Source organism: Burkholderia singularis, from assembly GCF_900176645.1.
In the GTDB taxonomy this organism is placed as follows: domain Bacteria; phylum Pseudomonadota; class Gammaproteobacteria; order Burkholderiales; family Burkholderiaceae; genus Burkholderia; species Burkholderia singularis.
This window is the reverse complement of the sequence record NZ_FXAN01000033.1, coordinates 66269-82007: the sequence shown is the minus strand read 5'-3', so window position 1 is coordinate 82007 and position 15739 is coordinate 66269. Positions and strand designations below refer to the sequence as shown.

Annotated in this window: 14 protein-coding genes; 9 read left to right on the top strand and 5 right to left on the bottom strand. The window is 64.8% G+C overall.

The window, feature by feature from the left end:
- Nucleotides 1-146: 146 nt before the first annotated feature.
- A complete protein-coding gene (gene hemB / locus BSIN_RS03585; protein ID WP_069233660.1) occupies nt 147-1145 on the bottom strand; it encodes a porphobilinogen synthase in 999 nt (332 codons plus the stop codon).
- Between the two features lie 266 nt (nt 1146-1411).
- Complete coding sequence (gene yihA / locus BSIN_RS03580) at nt 1412-2071, bottom strand: ribosome biogenesis GTP-binding protein YihA/YsxC (RefSeq protein WP_089339529.1); 660 nt, start codon at nt 2069-2071, stop codon at nt 1412-1414.
- A gap of 214 nt (nt 2072-2285) precedes the next feature.
- On the opposite strand from yihA, the gene BSIN_RS03575 reads away from it, so the two are divergent.
- The 5 genes from BSIN_RS03575 to msrQ all read left to right on the top strand — a co-directional run bounded on the left by BSIN_RS03575 (nt 2286) and on the right by msrQ (nt 8306).
- Nucleotides 2286-2933 (top strand): c-type cytochrome, encoded by a 648-nt coding sequence (locus BSIN_RS03575; protein ID WP_089339528.1) that lies wholly within the window; start codon nt 2286-2288, stop codon nt 2931-2933.
- A gap of 125 nt (nt 2934-3058) precedes the next feature.
- Complete coding sequence (locus tag BSIN_RS03570; RefSeq protein ID WP_173678620.1) at nt 3059-5230, top strand: cytochrome c biogenesis protein ResB; 2172 nt, start codon at nt 3059-3061, stop codon at nt 5228-5230.
- 4 nt (nt 5231-5234) lie between these two features.
- Nucleotides 5235-6431 (top strand): c-type cytochrome biogenesis protein CcsB, encoded by a 1197-nt coding sequence (ccsB, locus tag BSIN_RS03565; protein ID WP_059512426.1) that lies wholly within the window; start codon nt 5235-5237, stop codon nt 6429-6431.
- A 164-nt stretch (nt 6432-6595) separates the two neighbouring features.
- On the top strand, nt 6596-7594 hold the full coding sequence (gene msrP, locus BSIN_RS03560) for a protein-methionine-sulfoxide reductase catalytic subunit MsrP (protein ID WP_089339527.1): 999 nt from the start codon (nt 6596-6598) through the stop codon (nt 7592-7594).
- A gap of 10 nt (nt 7595-7604) precedes the next feature.
- Complete coding sequence (msrQ, locus tag BSIN_RS03555; protein WP_173678619.1) at nt 7605-8306, top strand: protein-methionine-sulfoxide reductase heme-binding subunit MsrQ; 702 nt, start codon at nt 7605-7607, stop codon at nt 8304-8306.
- A 151-nt stretch (nt 8307-8457) separates the two neighbouring features.
- On the opposite strand, the gene lysA is transcribed toward msrQ, so the two are convergent.
- Together lysA and lptM are read right to left on the bottom strand one after the other, a co-directional pair.
- On the bottom strand, nt 8458-9726 hold the full coding sequence (lysA, locus tag BSIN_RS03550; RefSeq protein ID WP_089339526.1) for a diaminopimelate decarboxylase: 1269 nt from the start codon (nt 9724-9726) through the stop codon (nt 8458-8460).
- Nucleotides 9727-9736: 10 nt separating this feature from the next.
- Nucleotides 9737-10015 (bottom strand): LPS translocon maturation chaperone LptM, encoded by a 279-nt coding sequence (gene lptM, locus BSIN_RS03545; protein WP_059512422.1) that lies wholly within the window; start codon nt 10013-10015, stop codon nt 9737-9739.
- Nucleotides 10016-10051: 36 nt separating this feature from the next.
- Here lptM and cyaY point away from each other — a divergent pair, with 36 nt between their 5' ends.
- Complete coding sequence (gene cyaY, locus BSIN_RS03540) at nt 10052-10378, top strand: iron donor protein CyaY (protein WP_059512421.1); 327 nt, start codon at nt 10052-10054, stop codon at nt 10376-10378.
- A gap of 120 nt (nt 10379-10498) precedes the next feature.
- Here the strand turns inward: cyaY and BSIN_RS03535 are convergent, their stop codons facing one another.
- Nucleotides 10499-12898 carry a penicillin-binding protein 1A gene (locus BSIN_RS03535; RefSeq protein WP_089339525.1) on the bottom strand — a complete coding sequence of 800 codons (2400 nt, stop codon included), beginning with the start codon at nt 12896-12898 and terminating at the stop codon, nt 10499-10501.
- Between the two features lie 247 nt (nt 12899-13145).
- On the opposite strand from BSIN_RS03535, the gene BSIN_RS03530 reads away from it, so the two are divergent.
- From BSIN_RS03530 to BSIN_RS03520, 3 genes are read left to right on the top strand one after another with little or no spacing between them, the layout of a single operon-like run.
- Nucleotides 13146-14096 (top strand): type IV pilus biogenesis protein PilM, encoded by a 951-nt coding sequence (locus BSIN_RS03530; RefSeq protein ID WP_069233667.1) that lies wholly within the window; start codon nt 13146-13148, stop codon nt 14094-14096.
- Nucleotides 14093-14779, top strand: a complete 687-nt coding sequence (locus BSIN_RS03525; protein ID WP_369828111.1) for a PilN family protein — start codon at nt 14093-14095, stop codon at nt 14777-14779. The genes BSIN_RS03530 and BSIN_RS03525 overlap by 4 nt, the downstream gene beginning before the upstream one ends.
- 29 nt (nt 14780-14808) lie before the next feature.
- Nucleotides 14809-15663 (top strand): hypothetical protein, encoded by an 855-nt coding sequence (locus BSIN_RS03520; protein WP_089339524.1) that lies wholly within the window; start codon nt 14809-14811, stop codon nt 15661-15663.
- The last annotated feature ends 76 nt before the right edge of the window (nt 15664-15739 follow it).

Below are 15739 nucleotides of genomic sequence, written 5' to 3'. Positions count from 1 at the left end.
GCTGCGTCCGTTGCAGGTGCGCGCGTTTGTCGCGCGATCGATGGTGAGCCGAATATAAAAAACGGCGACGCTCGTTGAGCCGACGCGTCGCCGTTTTCGCATTCCAGCGCGCCGCTAGGTGCGCAGCGCGCAGACGCTCGAGCCTGTTACCGCTGCGCGCGCAGCAGCCGCGCGGCGTCGAGCGCGAAATACGTGAGGATGCCGTCCGCGCCGGCGCGCTTGAACGCGAGCAGCGATTCGAGCACGACCTTGTCATGATCGAGCCAGCCGTTCTGCGCCGCGGCTTTCAGCATCGCGTATTCGCCGCTGACTTGATAGACGTAAGTCGGGAACCGGAACTCGTCCTTCACGCGACGCACGATATCGAGATAAGGCATGCCGGGCTTTACCATTACCATGTCCGCGCCTTCTTCGATGTCGAGCCGCACTTCGCGCAGCGCCTCGTCGCTATTGGCCGGGTCCATCTGGTAGGTCATCTTGTTGCTTTTGCCGAGATTCGATGCAGAGCCGACCGCGTCGCGGAACGGGCCGTAGAACGCGGACGCATACTTGGCCGAATACGCCATGATTCGCGTATGGATATGGCCATCGCTTTCGAGCATCTCGCGAATCGCGCCGATGCGGCCATCCATCATGTCCGACGGCGCGACGATGTCAACGCCGGCCTGTGCTTGCGCACGCGCCTGTTCGATGAGGATCTCGAGCGTTTCATCGTTGAGCACGTAGCCGGACTCGTCGAGCACGCCGTCCTGGCCGTGGCTCGTGTACGGATCGAGTGCGACGTCGGTCAGCACGCCAAGTTCGGGAAAGCGGCGTTTCAGCTCGCGCACGGCGCGTGGAATCAAGCCTTCCGGATTGGTCGCTTCGCGGCCATCGGGCGTCTTCAGCGACGGCTCGATGGCCGGAAATAACGACAGCACGGGCACGCCAAGCTCGACGCACTGCTCGGCGACGCCCATCAGCAAATCCACTGACACGCGCTCGACGCCCGGCATCGACGGCACCGGCTGGCGCACGTTCGTGCCTTCGACGACGAACACGGGATAGATCAGATCGTTCGTGGTGACGAGGTTTTCGCGCATCAGGCGGCGCGAGAATTCGTCACGGCGCATGCGGCGCGGGCGGTGTAAAGGATGGATGCTCATGGCTGGATCAGACGAAATGGGGCGATGTGGGACCGAGGAAGCTTTCGGTTTCCTTTGGTCAATTTTTGAGGCATTGGTATATGATAGCGATCGGGCAAAGTGCATATCGCGCAATGCTCCCCGCTTCTCCTCCCTGAGCGGGTGCCTGTCGTTATTCGATTAGGCTGTTTAACCCGCCGTTGAACGGCGGGTTTTTTTATGCGCCGCACGAATTGTGCAGGCTGTCCGCCGAGTTCGGGACGTGAGCGGAATGCATCGCGTAGCGGTTATTTTGCTTCATTGGCGCGATTTGCGTCCGCGTCTGCAGGTCGCACCCAGCTTTCGATCAGTGCGTGCGCGTCGTCGAGGCCGGTGCGTTTGAGCGCCGAGAAGAGCTGCACGCTCAGCTTGCCCGCGTACCCGGCGTCGCGATAAGCGTCGAGGCTCTTTTGCGTTGCACGCAGCGCATTGATGCTCTCCTGCCGCGTCAATTTGTCGCATTTCGTCAGCAGCGTGTGAATCGGCTTACCGGTCGGCGCGAACCATTCGATCATCCGTTGATCGAGTTCGGTGAGCGGCCGGCGCGAATCCATCATCAGAATCATTCCGCAAAGCTGCGAGCGGGTTTGCAGATACGTCGACAGGAGCTGTTCCCAGTGCGCCTTCGCAGCTCCCGGCACTTCGGCGTAGCCGTAGCCTGGCAGATCGACGAGGTTGGCGACGGGCGCGGCTTGCGGGCCGACCGAGAAATAGTTGATGTGCTGCGTGCGTCCGGGCGTCTTCGACGCGAAAGCGAGCCGCTTCTGATTGCAAAGTACATTGATCGCCGTCGATTTGCCGGCATTGGAGCGGCCCGCGAAGGCGACTTCCGGCTGCGCGGTCGGCGGCAGATCGCGCAGATGGTTGACGGTCGTGAAGAAGCGGGCTTGATGGAGCAAGAAGGCCATGAGAAGGACGGCGACGGGCGGCGCCAGGCGGCGCGGTGAAGGCGGGAGCCCCGAGGTTAGCCCGGATGGGCGTCGGGACTTTCATCGGGGTATTGTACAATACGGTGCCTTTGCCGCAGCCAGCGAGAAGCCGCATCGCGCGCTTTCTACGGTAGACTGGGCGCCGTCGTTTTCTGCAGAACATCACAATTCCCACAAGAGACAAGGTGTGCGAATGAATCGACTGAGCAAGTTTTCGGCAGTGCTTCAGTTTTCAGTAGCAGCGCTCGTTGGTTTCATGGCGGAGGCAAAAGCGGCGGATGCGGCAAAGCCGGATCTCGACCGCGGCAAGGCGATCGCGGCACAGGTGTGCGCCGCGTGCCACGGTGCGGACGGCAACAGCGCAACGGGTTCGTTTCCGAAGCTGGCCGGCCAGCATCCCGAGTATCTGGTCAAGCAATTGGGCGATTTCAAGACGCAGCCGGGCGCGAAGGGGCCGGCGCGCGTCAACTCCGTGATGGCCGGTTTCGCGGCCGCGCTGAACGACCAGGACGCACGCAATGTTGCCGCGTATTACGGCGCGCAGCAGCCGAAGCCGGGCGCGGCGCGCAATGCGGCGACGGTCGCGCTGGGGCAGAAGATCTATCGCGGCGGCATCGCGGAGAAGGGCGTGCCCGCATGTGCGAGCTGTCATGGTCCGGCCGGTCAGGGCATGCCGATCCAGTATCCGCGGTTGTCGGGACAGTGGGCAGAATACACGGTTGCGCAGTTGAGCGCGTTCCAACAGGGCACGCGCAACAACGAGCCGATGCATCAGATCGCGCTGAAGCTGACAGATGGCGAACTCAAGGCTGTGGCCGATTACATCGCCGGCTTGCACTGAGCCGGGTTCGGCTGGCAAGCCGGATGAACGAGGCGGTTGCCCGTGGGGTGGCCGCAAGAACAAGAAAAGGGTGGGGCGCCGTCGAACGGCCGCCTTGCCCTTTTTTGTTGTGAGTTGGAGTTTGAATGAGCGTTACCACATCGGGGATGCAATCGGCGGCGGGACCGTCCGCCGCGAAGCGCGCGATCGAGCTGCTCAGCTCGATGCGCTTTGCGATCGCATTGCTCGTGATTCTCGCAATTGCGAGCATCATTGGCACGGTCCTCACGCAGGACGATCCGTATCCGAACTACGTCAATCAGTTCGGCCCGTTCTGGGCCGACATCTTCCGCGGGCTGAGCCTCTACACGGTCTACAGCGCGTGGTGGTTCATGCTGATCCTGATTTTTCTCGTCGCATCGGTTTCTCTGTGCGTGATCCGCAATGCGCCGAAGATGCTCGCCGACGCGAAGAGCTGGAAAGACAAGGTTCGCGAGGGCAGCCTGCGCGCGTTCCACCACAAAGCGGAATTCGCCTCGGGCGGCACGCGCGCGGCCGCCGCCGCCGCGCTCGCGGCGCTCGTCGCGAAGGCGGGCTACAAGCATGTCGTTCGCGAGACCGGCGACGCGACGCTGATCAGCGCAAAGCGCGGCGCGCTGACGAAGTTCGGTTACATTGCCGCACATCTTGCGATCGTCGTGATCTGCGTGGGCGGCCTCGTCGACAGCAATCTGCCGATCAAATTTCAAATGTGGCTGCTCGGCAAGAGTCCCGTCAATACAAGCGCGACGATCAGCGAGATCGGCGCCGAGCATCGGCTGTCCGAGTCGAATCCGACGTTTCGCGGCTATGCATGGGTGCCCGAGGGGCAGTACGTGTCGACCGCGATCCTCAATCAGCCGACCGGCTCGCTGATTCAGGATTTGCCGTTTTCGATCCAACTCGAGAAGTTCATCGTCGACTATTACTCGACCGGGATGCCGAAGCTTTTCGCGAGCGACATCGTCGTCGTCGATCGCGAGACGGGCAAGCGGATTCCCGCGCGCGTCGAGGTGAACAAGCCGTTCGAGTACAAGGGCGTGTCGATTTACCAGTCGAGCTTCCAGGACGGCGGCTCGCTGATGGAGATGACTGCCTATCCGATGGAAGGCGCGAGCGCCTCGACGTTTCCGTTCAAGGGCACGATCGGTAATGCGACGCCGTTGCCCGGCTCCGGCGGCGATACGGTCGAATTTTCGGATTTTCGCGCGATCAACGTCGAGAACGTGTCGGACGCGAGCGGCAAGACCGATGCGCGCGGCGTCGCGACGCGCCAATCCGTCAAGGAACTCCTCGATGAGCGGCTCGGCTCGGGCGCGAAGTCGTCGAAGCCGCTCGAGCTGCACAACGTCGGGCCGTCGGTTCAGTACAAGGTGCGCGGCAAGGACGGCCAGGCGCGCGAATTCAACAACTACATGTTGCCGGTCGAAATCGGCGGCGATCGCGTGTTCCTCGCAGGCGTGCGGGCGAGCCCGAACGATCCGTTCCGCTATCTGCGGATTCCGGCCGACAGCCGTGATTCGGTCGGCGAATGGATGCGGCTGCGGGCGGCGCTCCAGGACCCGGCGGTGCGCATCGACGCGGCACGCCGCTTCGCGCAGCATTCGCTCGGCAATGGAGATGCGTCGCTGCGCGGACGCCTCGAGGACAGCGCGTTGCGCGTTTTGACCCTATTCGCGGGAGCGGACGGCAGCATCGGCCGCGGCGCGGACGGCAATCCGCTCGGCGGCTTTCAGGCGGTCGCGACGTTCATCGACCGCTCGGTGCCGAAAGACGAGAAGGAAAAGGCCGCCGGCTTGCTGCTGCGGATGCTTGAAGGCTCGATGTGGGAGGTTTGGCAAATTGCCCGCGAGCGCGCGAACGAGCCGGCCGCGCAGCAGGCGCAGCCCACGGTGCGCTTCGTGCAGAATGCGATCAACGCGTTGTCGGACAGTTTTCTGTACGGCGCGCCGGTCTACTTGCAACTCGATTCGTTCAAACAGGTGCAGGCATCGGTGTTCCAGCTCACGCGCGCACCCGGCAAGAATCTGGTATACGTTGGCAGCCTGTTGCTCGTCGCCGGTATTTTCGCGATGTTCTACGTGCGCGAGCGGCGTCTCTGGTTCTGGATCAAGGATGCGGATGGAGGCGCGAGCGTGCTGATGGCAATGTCCACCGCGCGCAAGACTTTCGACTTCGAAAAAGAATTCGTGCAAACACGCGACGCGGCCGCCGCCGCGCTGCGCGCCAAACCGGCCGCCGCGCCCGATCGCGCCGGGACCAACAATTCGACTCGCTGACATCATGGATCTGACCCAAGTATCGTCATCGCGCGCGCCGCGCGCTCTCGCCGAAACGCCGGCCGACTCGCCGGCCTTTGACGAGCGGCCGTTCCTGCGGCGCTTGTCGGCTATCGACTGGCTGTTCGCGCTGGCGCTCGTCGTCGGCGCGGGCTTCGCGCTTACGCATTACCGCGCGCAGATGAATTATTACGACAAGGCCGTGCTGATCGGCACCGTGCCCGCGCTCATCGCGCTGGGCTGGCGCTGGAAGCCCGCGCGGCTCTTGATGGCGGCGATCGCCGCGCTGTCGCTGCTGTCGTTGCAGATTTACCAGGGCGACTTATCGCGCGCCGATTCGGCGTTCCTGCTCAAATATTTCCTGTCCAGCCAGTCCGCGATTCTGTGGATGAGCGCGCTGTTCGTGCTCGCGACCGTGTTCTACTGGATCGGCATGTTGTCACGCTCGGGCTCGGGTGGCGCGATTGGTCAGAAGCTCACATGGGCGGCCGTGCTGATGGGGTTTACCGGACTGATGGTGCGCTGGTACGAGTCGTATCTGATCGGCGCCGATATCGGCCATATTCCGGTATCGAACTTGTATGAAGTGTTCGTGCTGTTCAGCTTGATCACCGCGCTGCTCTATCTGTACTACGAAGGGCACTATGGCACGCGCGCGATGGGCGCGTTCGTGCTGCTCGTGATCAGCGCGGCGGTCGGCTTCCTGATGTGGTACTCGATCGCGCGCGACGCGCAGCAGATCCAGCCGCTCGTGCCCGCGTTGCAAAGCTGGTGGATGAAAATCCACGTGCCCGCGAATTTCATCGGCTATGGCAGCTTTGCGTTGTCTGCGATGGTCGCCGTTGCGTATCTGCTCAAGGAGCGCGGCATGCTGGCCGATCGGCTGCCCGCGCTCGACGTGCTCGACGACGTGATGTACAAGTCGATCGCGGTCGGCTTCGCGTTCTTCACGATCGCCACGATTCTCGGCGCGTTGTGGGCAGCCGAGGCATGGGGCGGTTACTGGAGCTGGGACCCGAAGGAAACCTGGGCGCTGATCGTCTGGCTGAACTATGCGGCGTGGCTGCACATGCGTCTGATGAAAGGGCTGCGCGGCGCGGTTGCCGCTTGGTGGGCGTTGACGGGCCTGCTCGTCACGACGTTCGCGTTCCTCGGCGTCAATATGTTTCTGTCCGGCTTGCATAGTTACGGCAAGCTGTAAGATCCGCGCCGCTCGCACGACTAATAACCGCCGACGCATTCAATGCTCGGCGGTTTTTTCTTGCACCGGCGGTTTGGCGCGATGCCGGCGAACAGGCGGTGCGAAATCGGGTCTAACGTTTTGGCGAGCGAAGCGCGCGTCGCCGGACAGAACGGAGCATCACTATGATGATCAGAAACACGCTGCGTGCGGCGCTCGCCGGCGACGACATTCCACGCAGCGAAATCACGCCGCAAGCGGTTTTCGAGAATCGACGCCGGATCTTACGGGCGGCGGGCGCCGTCGCCGCGGGCGGGCTTGCCGGCAGCGCGCCCGGACTGGCGTTCGCCGAATACGCGTCGCCCGACGCGAAGGCGCGCAAGCTTGCCGCGCAGACCAATCCGAAGTTCGTCGTGCCGGACAAGGTCACGCCGTTCAAGGACATCACGACCTACAACAATTTCTACGAATTCGGCACCGATAAGAGCGATCCGGCGCGCAATGCCGGCACACTCCGGCCGCATCCGTGGCGCGTGTCGGTCGAAGGCGAGATCAAGCGGCCGAAGGTGTACGACATCGACGAGTTGCTGAAGCTCGCGCCGCTCGAGGAGCGTGTGTACCGGCATCGCTGTGTCGAGGGCTGGTCGATGGTGATGCCGTGGATCGGCTTTCCGCTTGCCGAACTCATCAAGCGCGTCGAGCCGACCGGCAACGCGAAATTCGTGCAGTTCATCACGCTCGCCGATCCTTCGCAAATGCCCGGACTATCCGCGCCGATCCTCGATTGGCCGTATTCGGAAGGGCTGCGCATGGACGAGGCGATGAACCCGCTGACATTGCTGACGATGGGCGTCTACGGCCAGGTGTTGCCGAACCAGAACGGCGCGCCGGTGCGGTTGATCGTGCCGTGGAAGTACGGCTTCAAGAGCGCGAAGTCGATCGTGAAGATCCGTTTCGTCGAGCGTCAGCCGCCGACGAGCTGGAATACATACGCATCGAACGAATACGGCTTCTATTCGAACGTCAATCCGAATGTCGATCATCCGCGTTGGAGCCAGGCGACCGAGCGGCGCATCGGCGACGACGGCTTCTTTACGCCGAAGCGCAAGACGCTGATGTACAACGGTTATGGCGAATGGGTCGCGTCGATGTATCGCGGCATGGATCTGAAGCGTTATTTTTGAGTCTTGGCGAATGGAGAATCCCATGCAACCGACGGCATTCGCAAAGACGAACGCAAGCGCGGACTCCAGCGGCAACGCGACGCGCCGCGGCGCAGGCCGCACGAACGGCGTGCCGCAATGGCTCATGCCCGTGAAGGTGGCGGTATTCGCCGCTTCGTTGTACCCGCTCGCGCGGATCGTGTTTTTCGGCGCGACAGGTCAGCTCGGCGCGAATCCGATCGAATTCATCACGCGCTCGACAGGGCTCTGGACACTCGTGTTTCTGTGCATCACGCTCGCCGTCACGCCGCTGCGGCGGCTAACGGGCGTCAACGCGCTGCTGCGGCTGCGGCGCATGCTCGGGCTTTACGCGTTTTTTTACGCGGCGCTGCATTTCACGACATACATCTGGTTCGACAAATGGTTCGACCTGATGGAGATTGCGAAGGATATCGTAAAGCGCCCGTTCATCACCGTGGGGTTCGCCGCGTTCGTGCTGCTGATCCCGCTCGCCGCGACGTCGCCGCGCGCGGCCGCGCGGCGGCTCGGCAGGCACTGGCAGACGCTGCACCGCGCGATCTATCTGATCGCATCGTTCGGCATCCTGCATTTCTGGTGGATGAAGGCGGGCAAGCACGATCTCGCGCTGCCGAAGCTGTATGGCGCGATCGTCGTCGCGCTGCTTGGCTGGCGTCTGCTGCTCTGGGCGCGGGAGCGCTGGCGGCGCGCGTAGGCCGGCTGCGCCGCGCGCGATGCGGGCGCGGGCCGGATTGTCCGATGGCCAAATAAAAGGGCGATGTCCGGTGAACGGACATCGCCTTCGGTCTGCGGACGATGAATTCCGGATGCGCGCGTCAGCAGGCTTCCTTCGTGTACTTCGCCGCTCAACCCTCTGGCAGGATCGTCTCGTGCTCGAACAGGCTCTCGATCGTTTCGCGTGACCGCACGAGATGCGCGTTAGCGCCGTCGACGATCACCTCGGCCGCGCGTGGCCGCGCGTTGTAGTTGGAGCTCATCGTGAATCCGTAGGCGCCCGTCGAGCGGATCGCGAGCAGATCGCCGGGCTCGATCGCCAGCGTGCGCTCGCGGCCGAGCCAATCGCCGCTTTCGCAGACGGGGCCCACGACATCGTAGACCGCAGGCGCGACGTCGGTGCGCGGCTTCACCGGATCGATCGCATGATACGCGTCGTACATCGTCGGGCGCGCGAGATCGTTCATCGCGGCATCGACGATCGAGAAGTTCTTTTCCTCGCCCTGCTTCAGAAATTCGACCCGCGTGAGCAGCACACCCGCGTTGCCCGTCAGCGAGCGGCCCGGCTCGAACCACACTTCGCGATGGCCGTGTCCGCGCGCGTCGATGCGATCGAGCACCGCGCGCACATAGCTGCCGATATCGGGCGGCGTTTCCGCGTCGTACACGATGCCGAGCCCGCCGCCGACATCGACATGGCGGATCGTCACGCCGTCCGCCTCGACCTGCTCGACGAGATCGAGCAGTTTGTCGAGCGCGTCGAGATACGGGCTCAGCTCGGTGATTTGCGAGCCGATGTGGCAGTCGATGCCGATCACGTCGAGGTTCGGCAGAGCGGCCGCCGTCCGGTAAGCGGCGCGCGCGTCGTCGAACGCGATGCCGAACTTGTTCGCCTTCAGGCCGGTCGAGATGTAGGGGTGCGTTTTCGGATCGACGTCCGGATTCACGCGCAGCGACACGGGCGCGCGCTTGCCGAGCGACGCCGCGACGGCGTTCAACCGGTCGAGTTCGGGGATCGATTCGACGTTGAAGCATTTCACGCCCACATCGAGTGCGACGCGCATCTCATCCGCGCTCTTGCCGACGCCGGAGAACACCGTGTTCCGCGCCTGGCCGCCCGCCGCGAGCACGCGGGCAAGTTCGCCGCCCGACACGATGTCGAAGCCCGCGCCCAGGCGCGCAAACACGTTGAGCACGCCGAGATTGCCGTTCGATTTCACCGCGAAGTGAATCGTCGCGCGGCGGCCCGCGCAGGCCTGAGCATAAGCGTCATAGGCGGCGGTGAGCGCGGCGCGCGAATAGACGAACAGCGGGGTGCCGAAGCGCTCGGCGAGCGCTTCGGCAGGCACGCGCTCCACGTGGAGCGTGCCGTCGACATAATCGAATGCGGGTTGATTCATGCGAGTTCGGTTATTGAGCGGAAGACGCACCGGAAGCGGGCATGGCTTTCGACGCCCGCTGCGCCGACAATTCGGGCGACAGCGCGAGCGGCGAGTCAGCTGCGCTGCCGTCGTCGGACGAAGCCGCATCGGCGGCATCCGCGGGCGGCTGCGCGCGCTCGATCGGCTTGGGTGGCAGCGGCGGCACTTCCGGTAAGTACAACGGGCCACGCTGACCGCAGCCTGCTAGCATCAAAGCCGCTACAATCGCGCTGATCGGCAAAGCGCGCATTTGCCAAGCAATTCGCATGACCGTCCCTAAACAATTGAATCGATAGAGTTTAGCATGCCCGACACTGAATACCTGACCCGCGCCGAGGCCGTGCTGGCGGCCGTTGAGCGCTCGGTCGACGAAGTCAATGAAGGCGACGCCGACATCGATCTCGAACGCAACGGCAGCGTGCTGACGCTGACGTTCGAAAACGGTTCGAAGATCATCATCAACCTGCAGCCGCCTATGCAGGAGGTGTGGATTGCCGCGAAGGCGGGCGGTTTCCACTACCGGTTCGTCGACGGCAGGTGGCGCGATACCCGCACCGGGCAGGAGTTCTTCGATGCATTGACCGGTTATGCGACCCAGCAGGCCGGCACGCCGGTGACGTTTCACATGTGATGCGCGCGTGGCCGGCGCGCCGGCCACGCGTTTTCCAAACGACAAAGCGGCCCTGGGGCCGCTTTGTCGTTTGTTGCCGCCACCGGGCCTCGATGGCGCGGCGCGTTGGCAGCCGCGGCGTCAGTTGCCGCCGCGGAACAGGTTCATGATGTCCTGCTTTTCCTGTTCGTTGACGTGCGACGGGGCCGAGTCTTCCGAATCGTCGGACGATGACGCAGCCGGCAGGCTCACGCCGACGGTCGACACGAACCCGTGGCCCGGCGTGAACTGATCGAAATACAGTTCGTTGCCGAGCGTTTTGATGCCATCGGGCATTGGCATTTTGTATGGCGGCACATTCTTGAGCGCGGGGCCCATGTAGTCGATCCAGACAGGCAGCGCGAGTCCGCCGCCGGTTTCCTTGTCGCCGAGGCTGCGCGGATTGTCGTAGCCGATCCACGCGACCGCCGCGAGGGTGTGCTGATAGCCGCAAAACCAGGCGTCGCGCGAATCGTTCGTCGTACCGGTCTTACCGCCGAGATCGGTGCGTTTCAACACGTTCGTGCGTGCGCCGGTGCCGCGCTGCGCGACGCTTTGCAGCAGGCTGTTCATCACGTAGGCGTTGCGCTGATCGATCGCGAGCGGCGCGTTCTGCTCAGCGACGAGCGGCTGCGCACGTGCGACGGCATTGCCGTTCGGATCGGTGATTTCGGCGATCAGGAACGGATTGATCCGGTAACCGCCGTTGGCGAACACGGAATAGGCCCCCGCCATCTGCAGCGGCGTGACGAGGCCTGCGCCGAGCGCCATCGGCAAATAGGCCGGGTGGCGGTCCGCATCGAAGCCGAAACGGGTGATGTATTGTTGCGCGTATTTCGGGCCGATATGGTGGAGGATCCGGATCGACACCAGATTGCGCGAACGTTGCAGCGCGGTGCGCATCGTCATCGGGCCGTCGAAGCCGCCGCCGTAGTTTTTCGGCTCCCATGGCTGGCCGCCCGTTTCTGCGGCACTGAAGTACAGCGGGCCGTCGTTGATGATCGTCGCCGGCCCAAGGCCCTTGTCGAGCGACGCCGAATAGATGAACGGCTTGAACGCCGAACCGGGCTGCCGCCACGCCTGCGTCACGTGGTTGAACTTGTTTTTGTTGAAATCGAAGCCGCCGATCAGCGCGCGGATCGCGCCGTTCTGCGGGACGATCGAAACGAACGCGCCTTCCACTTGCGGCAGCTGCGCGATTGCCCATGAGCCGTCGTCGTTCTTGATGACGCGCACGATCGCGCCGGGACGAATCCGTTTGTTCTGTGGCGTGTTCGACGACAGAGCGCTGGCGGCGAAGCGCAGGTTGTCGCCGTCGAGCGTCGCGTCGCTGCCGTTGGCGAGCACGACGCGAACCTGGCGCGGGCTCGCGTCGGTGACGACGGCCGCGAGCAGCTCGCCGTTGTCCGGATGGTTGGCGAGCGCGTCGTCGATCGCCTGTTCGCGATCGTCGGCGTTCGCGGGCAGCTCGGTGAAGCCTTCCGGCCCGCGATAGCCTCGCCGCCGGTCATACGCGAGGATGCCGTTGCGCAGCGCGTGATAGGCGAGCGTCTGATCGGCGGAATCAATCGTCGTCGTCACGCTCAGCCCGCGCGTATACGCTTCGTCCTTGTATTGCGCGTACATCATTTGCCGCACCATTTCGGCGACGTATTCTGCATGCACGCTGTAGACGCGGCTCGGGCTTTTGATGACGAGCGGCTCGGCGGTCGCCTCGTCATATTGCGCCTGCGTGATGAAATTGAGTTCGAGCATCCGCTGAAGGATGTATTGCTGACGCACTTTCGCGCGCTTGGGGTTGGCAACCGGGTTGTACGCCGACGGCGCCTTCGGCAGCCCCGCGAGCATGGCGGCCTGCGCGAGCGTGATGTCCTTCAGATCCTTGTCGAAATAAGCGTGCGCGGCGGCGGCGAAACCGTATGCGCGCTGGCCCAGATAGATCTGATTCATATAGACCTCGAGAATCTGATCCTTCGTGAGCGCGTGCTCGATCTTGTACGCGAGCAGCATCTCGTAGATCTTGCGCGTGTACGTTTTTTCGCTCGACAGGAAGAAGTTGCGCGCGACCTGCATCGTGATCGTGCTCGCGCCTTGCGACGCGTGGCCGTTGGTCAGCGCCACGACGCTCGCGCGGATAATGCCGGTCAGATCGACGCCGCCGTGCTCGTAAAAGCGCGCATCCTCGATCGCCAGCACGGCTTTTTTCAGCGAATCGGGCACGTCTTGCAGGTGGACGATGTCGCGCCGCTCCTCGCCGAACTCGCCTATCAGCACGTGATCGGCCGTATAGATGCGCAGCGGCACCTTCGGGCGGTAGTCGGTCAACGCATCGAGCGACGGGATGTTGGGCGAGACGACGACGAGCGCGTAGAGGAGCACGAGCCCGGCGCAAACGGCGAGCGCCACGCCCAGGCCGGCGACGCCGACGAGCAGCTTCAGCCACAACGGGCGTCGGCGGGACTCGGGCGACGAAGGCTGAGGCGTAGGATTCGTGGATTGCATAGGCACACCAAAAATACGGTCCCGCGATTATAGCCGCCCGGTTTGGGCGCACTCCGGACGCTGGCTGACCGGAAGCCGACGCACGGCCGGGGCGCGGCGCCGACGATTCACTGTAGCGCGCTTGATGGGCGATTGCGCATCCGGAAGGCACTCGTTAGCCATTCGGCCGACTCCCGGCCGCATCGGCGGCTTCGCAAAATGGCTCCATACCGTGCTCCGGCCGGAGTGCGTTCATGGAGGGCAAGCGATGCAGGGACGTTCGTGGTGGGCGCTCGGCCGCCGGATGGCGGCGGGGATCGACGTGAGCCGGCGCGCGGTGCGCGTTGCGGTGCTGAGCCGGCGGGGGCACGGCGGCGCATTGCGGATCGAGGCGCTTGATGCGCGACCGTTGCCCGCCGGCGCGTTCGACACGCCCGACGATGGCGGCTGGCAGGCGGTGTCGGCCGCGCTGTCGGCCGTGCTGGGCGGTACCGCGCTGACGCGGCCGGCCGGCGGCTGGCGCCGAAGGCCCATCCCGGGCGTGATGGCGATACCGGACGGCGCGTTTTCGATGGCGACGCTTTCGTGGCCGCGCGGCGCGTCGCGGGCGGGCATCGAGCCCGCCGTGCGTGCGGCGGCCGAGCAGCTCACGGGGCTGGCGCGCGACGCACTGGCAGTCGATTGGGACATCGGCGATACAGCGGCGCCGGGCGAAGTCGCATTCGCGGCGGCGGCGCACGCGCATCTCGACGTGCGCATCGACGCGGCTGCATCGGCCGGCGTCGAGCTCGTTGCAATCGACGGCGAGCCGCCTGCGGCACTGCGGGCCGTTCGTCATGCCGCCGCACGTGAAATCGACGGCGGCGAGCCGTATCTTGCCGTCTGGATCGGCGACGGCGGCATGCACGGCTGGCTCATTTGCGGTGACGCCATCGCCGCGCAGGCCCGCTATCCGGCTCCCGAGCATGAGCATCCCGCCGATGCGTTGCGCGCGCTTGCGCAGGCCGGTGCGCCGCGTTGCGCATTCGTCGCCGGCGATCTCGAATCGTTCGGCAGTGCGCGGGTTTCGCTCGCGGACGTCGGCGATTTGCTTGGCTGCATTGCTTTGCCGTTCGAATGCGCGGCTTGCGCGCCGCTCGGCTCGGTCGACGATGTGTTCGCCCGGTCGCCGGGCTTTGCAGTGGCGTTCGGGCTGGCGCTGCGCGGGGTATTCGAATGACGCCGCGGGTTGCGAGCGGCTTCGCGTCGCCACTCGATCCACGGAAACAGCGCGCCCGGCTTGGCGGCTTCAATCTCCTGCCGTATCGGGCCCGCGCTGCCCGGCGACTCCGGCGGCGCGTGTTCGGTGAGATAGCCGCCGCCGTGTGCATTGGGATGGCGGGGGTGGCGCTATGGTGTGCCGGTCGCGTGATCGAGCGGGCGCATTTCGACGCGCAGCGTGTATCGATGGAACGCCGGTTGGCCGCATGGGCGCCTCAATTGAAGGAGGCGCAGCGTCTCGCGGGTTTGCGCGATGCCGAGCGCGATCGCATCGCACGCGCAGCCGAGCGTGCTGTCTCCCGGACGCGGACTGTGGATCTGTTCGAGGCGTTGCAGCGGTTGAATTACGACAGCGTGCGCCTGACATCGATTCGCAGCGACGGGCATGACGCGCGGCTCGAGGCGAACGCGTTTGAGCACGCGGCCGCCGTGCGATGGCTGCACGAACTCGAGCGCGCGCAACGCGGCTGGACAACCGAAGTAGCGGGTTTGCAGGCGGCGCGCGACGCTCAGGCTGGCGGCGGGCTGCACGCTGGTCGCTCGCTGGCGTTTTCGGTGCGGATCCGCTGGCCGCTTCCGCCGGGCGCACGCGTCGGCGGCGCCGTCGCGAGCGTGCAGCATGACAGGCGGGAGGGCGCATGAGCCTCGCAACGGAACGATCGGTTGGCTGGATGTTGTCGCGGACAACGGCGCAGGTCAGCCGGTTACGCGGCCTTTCCAGCGCCGGATGGCGTATCGCGGCGGGCGCTGCGCTTGCATGCGGCGTATTTGCGTGCGGCGTGCATGTCGGGCGCGACGCGGACTGGGGCGGCGTTGCGCGCAGCAAGAGCGCGCTGGACGCGGCGGCGTCGCGTGATGCGCGTGCCCGGCAGCTTCTCGCGGCCGCCTCCAGGCAACCTGCGGCCGCGTCACCGGCGGCGGCCGACGCTGACGCGCCGGATCGGCGCGAAACAGCAGCAGATTTCGCGCTGCGGCTCGCCGCCCATGCGCAGACGAGCGGCTTACGCGTGCGTCAGCTTGACCGGCTTGGCGGCGAATCCGCTGACGGGCGGCGCGACGGCGGAGCGTACACCCTTGCGTTGAGCGCGGAAGGGGATTTCTCTGCGTTCCTGCGTTTTTTTGCCGGGCTTGTGCTGCTGTCACAGCTTGTTGTGCCGGTTACGTTCAGCGTGAAGCGCGACGGCGAGACAAACGTGCTCGAAACGCGGCTGGACGTGTGGCCAGAGTTGCCTGGCCGAGTGGGGCGGCCATGGGCGAGCGTGCCGGATATGCCGAGGGCCGACCCGTTTGCCGCGATGCCTATGTTCGCAGCCGGCGAGGCGCAGGACGGTGCGCGGCTCGTCGGTGTGCTGAGCGATCGGCGCAGTGGTCTTGCGTTGTTCGAGCGCGGCGGCGCAGCGTGGTCGGTCGCGGCCGGGCAAGCGGTTGGCGGCGATCGTCTCGCCGGGATCGACGCAGGCGGCGTGACGTTCGTGACGCACGATGGCGGGCAGCGGGTGGTGCGCGTGGGTGGAGGGGCGAAGTGATGTGCGTACACGTTCGCTTATGGTTGGGCGGTGCGATCGCGATCACGGTTACGATCGCGACGGCAGGCTCGGCCGC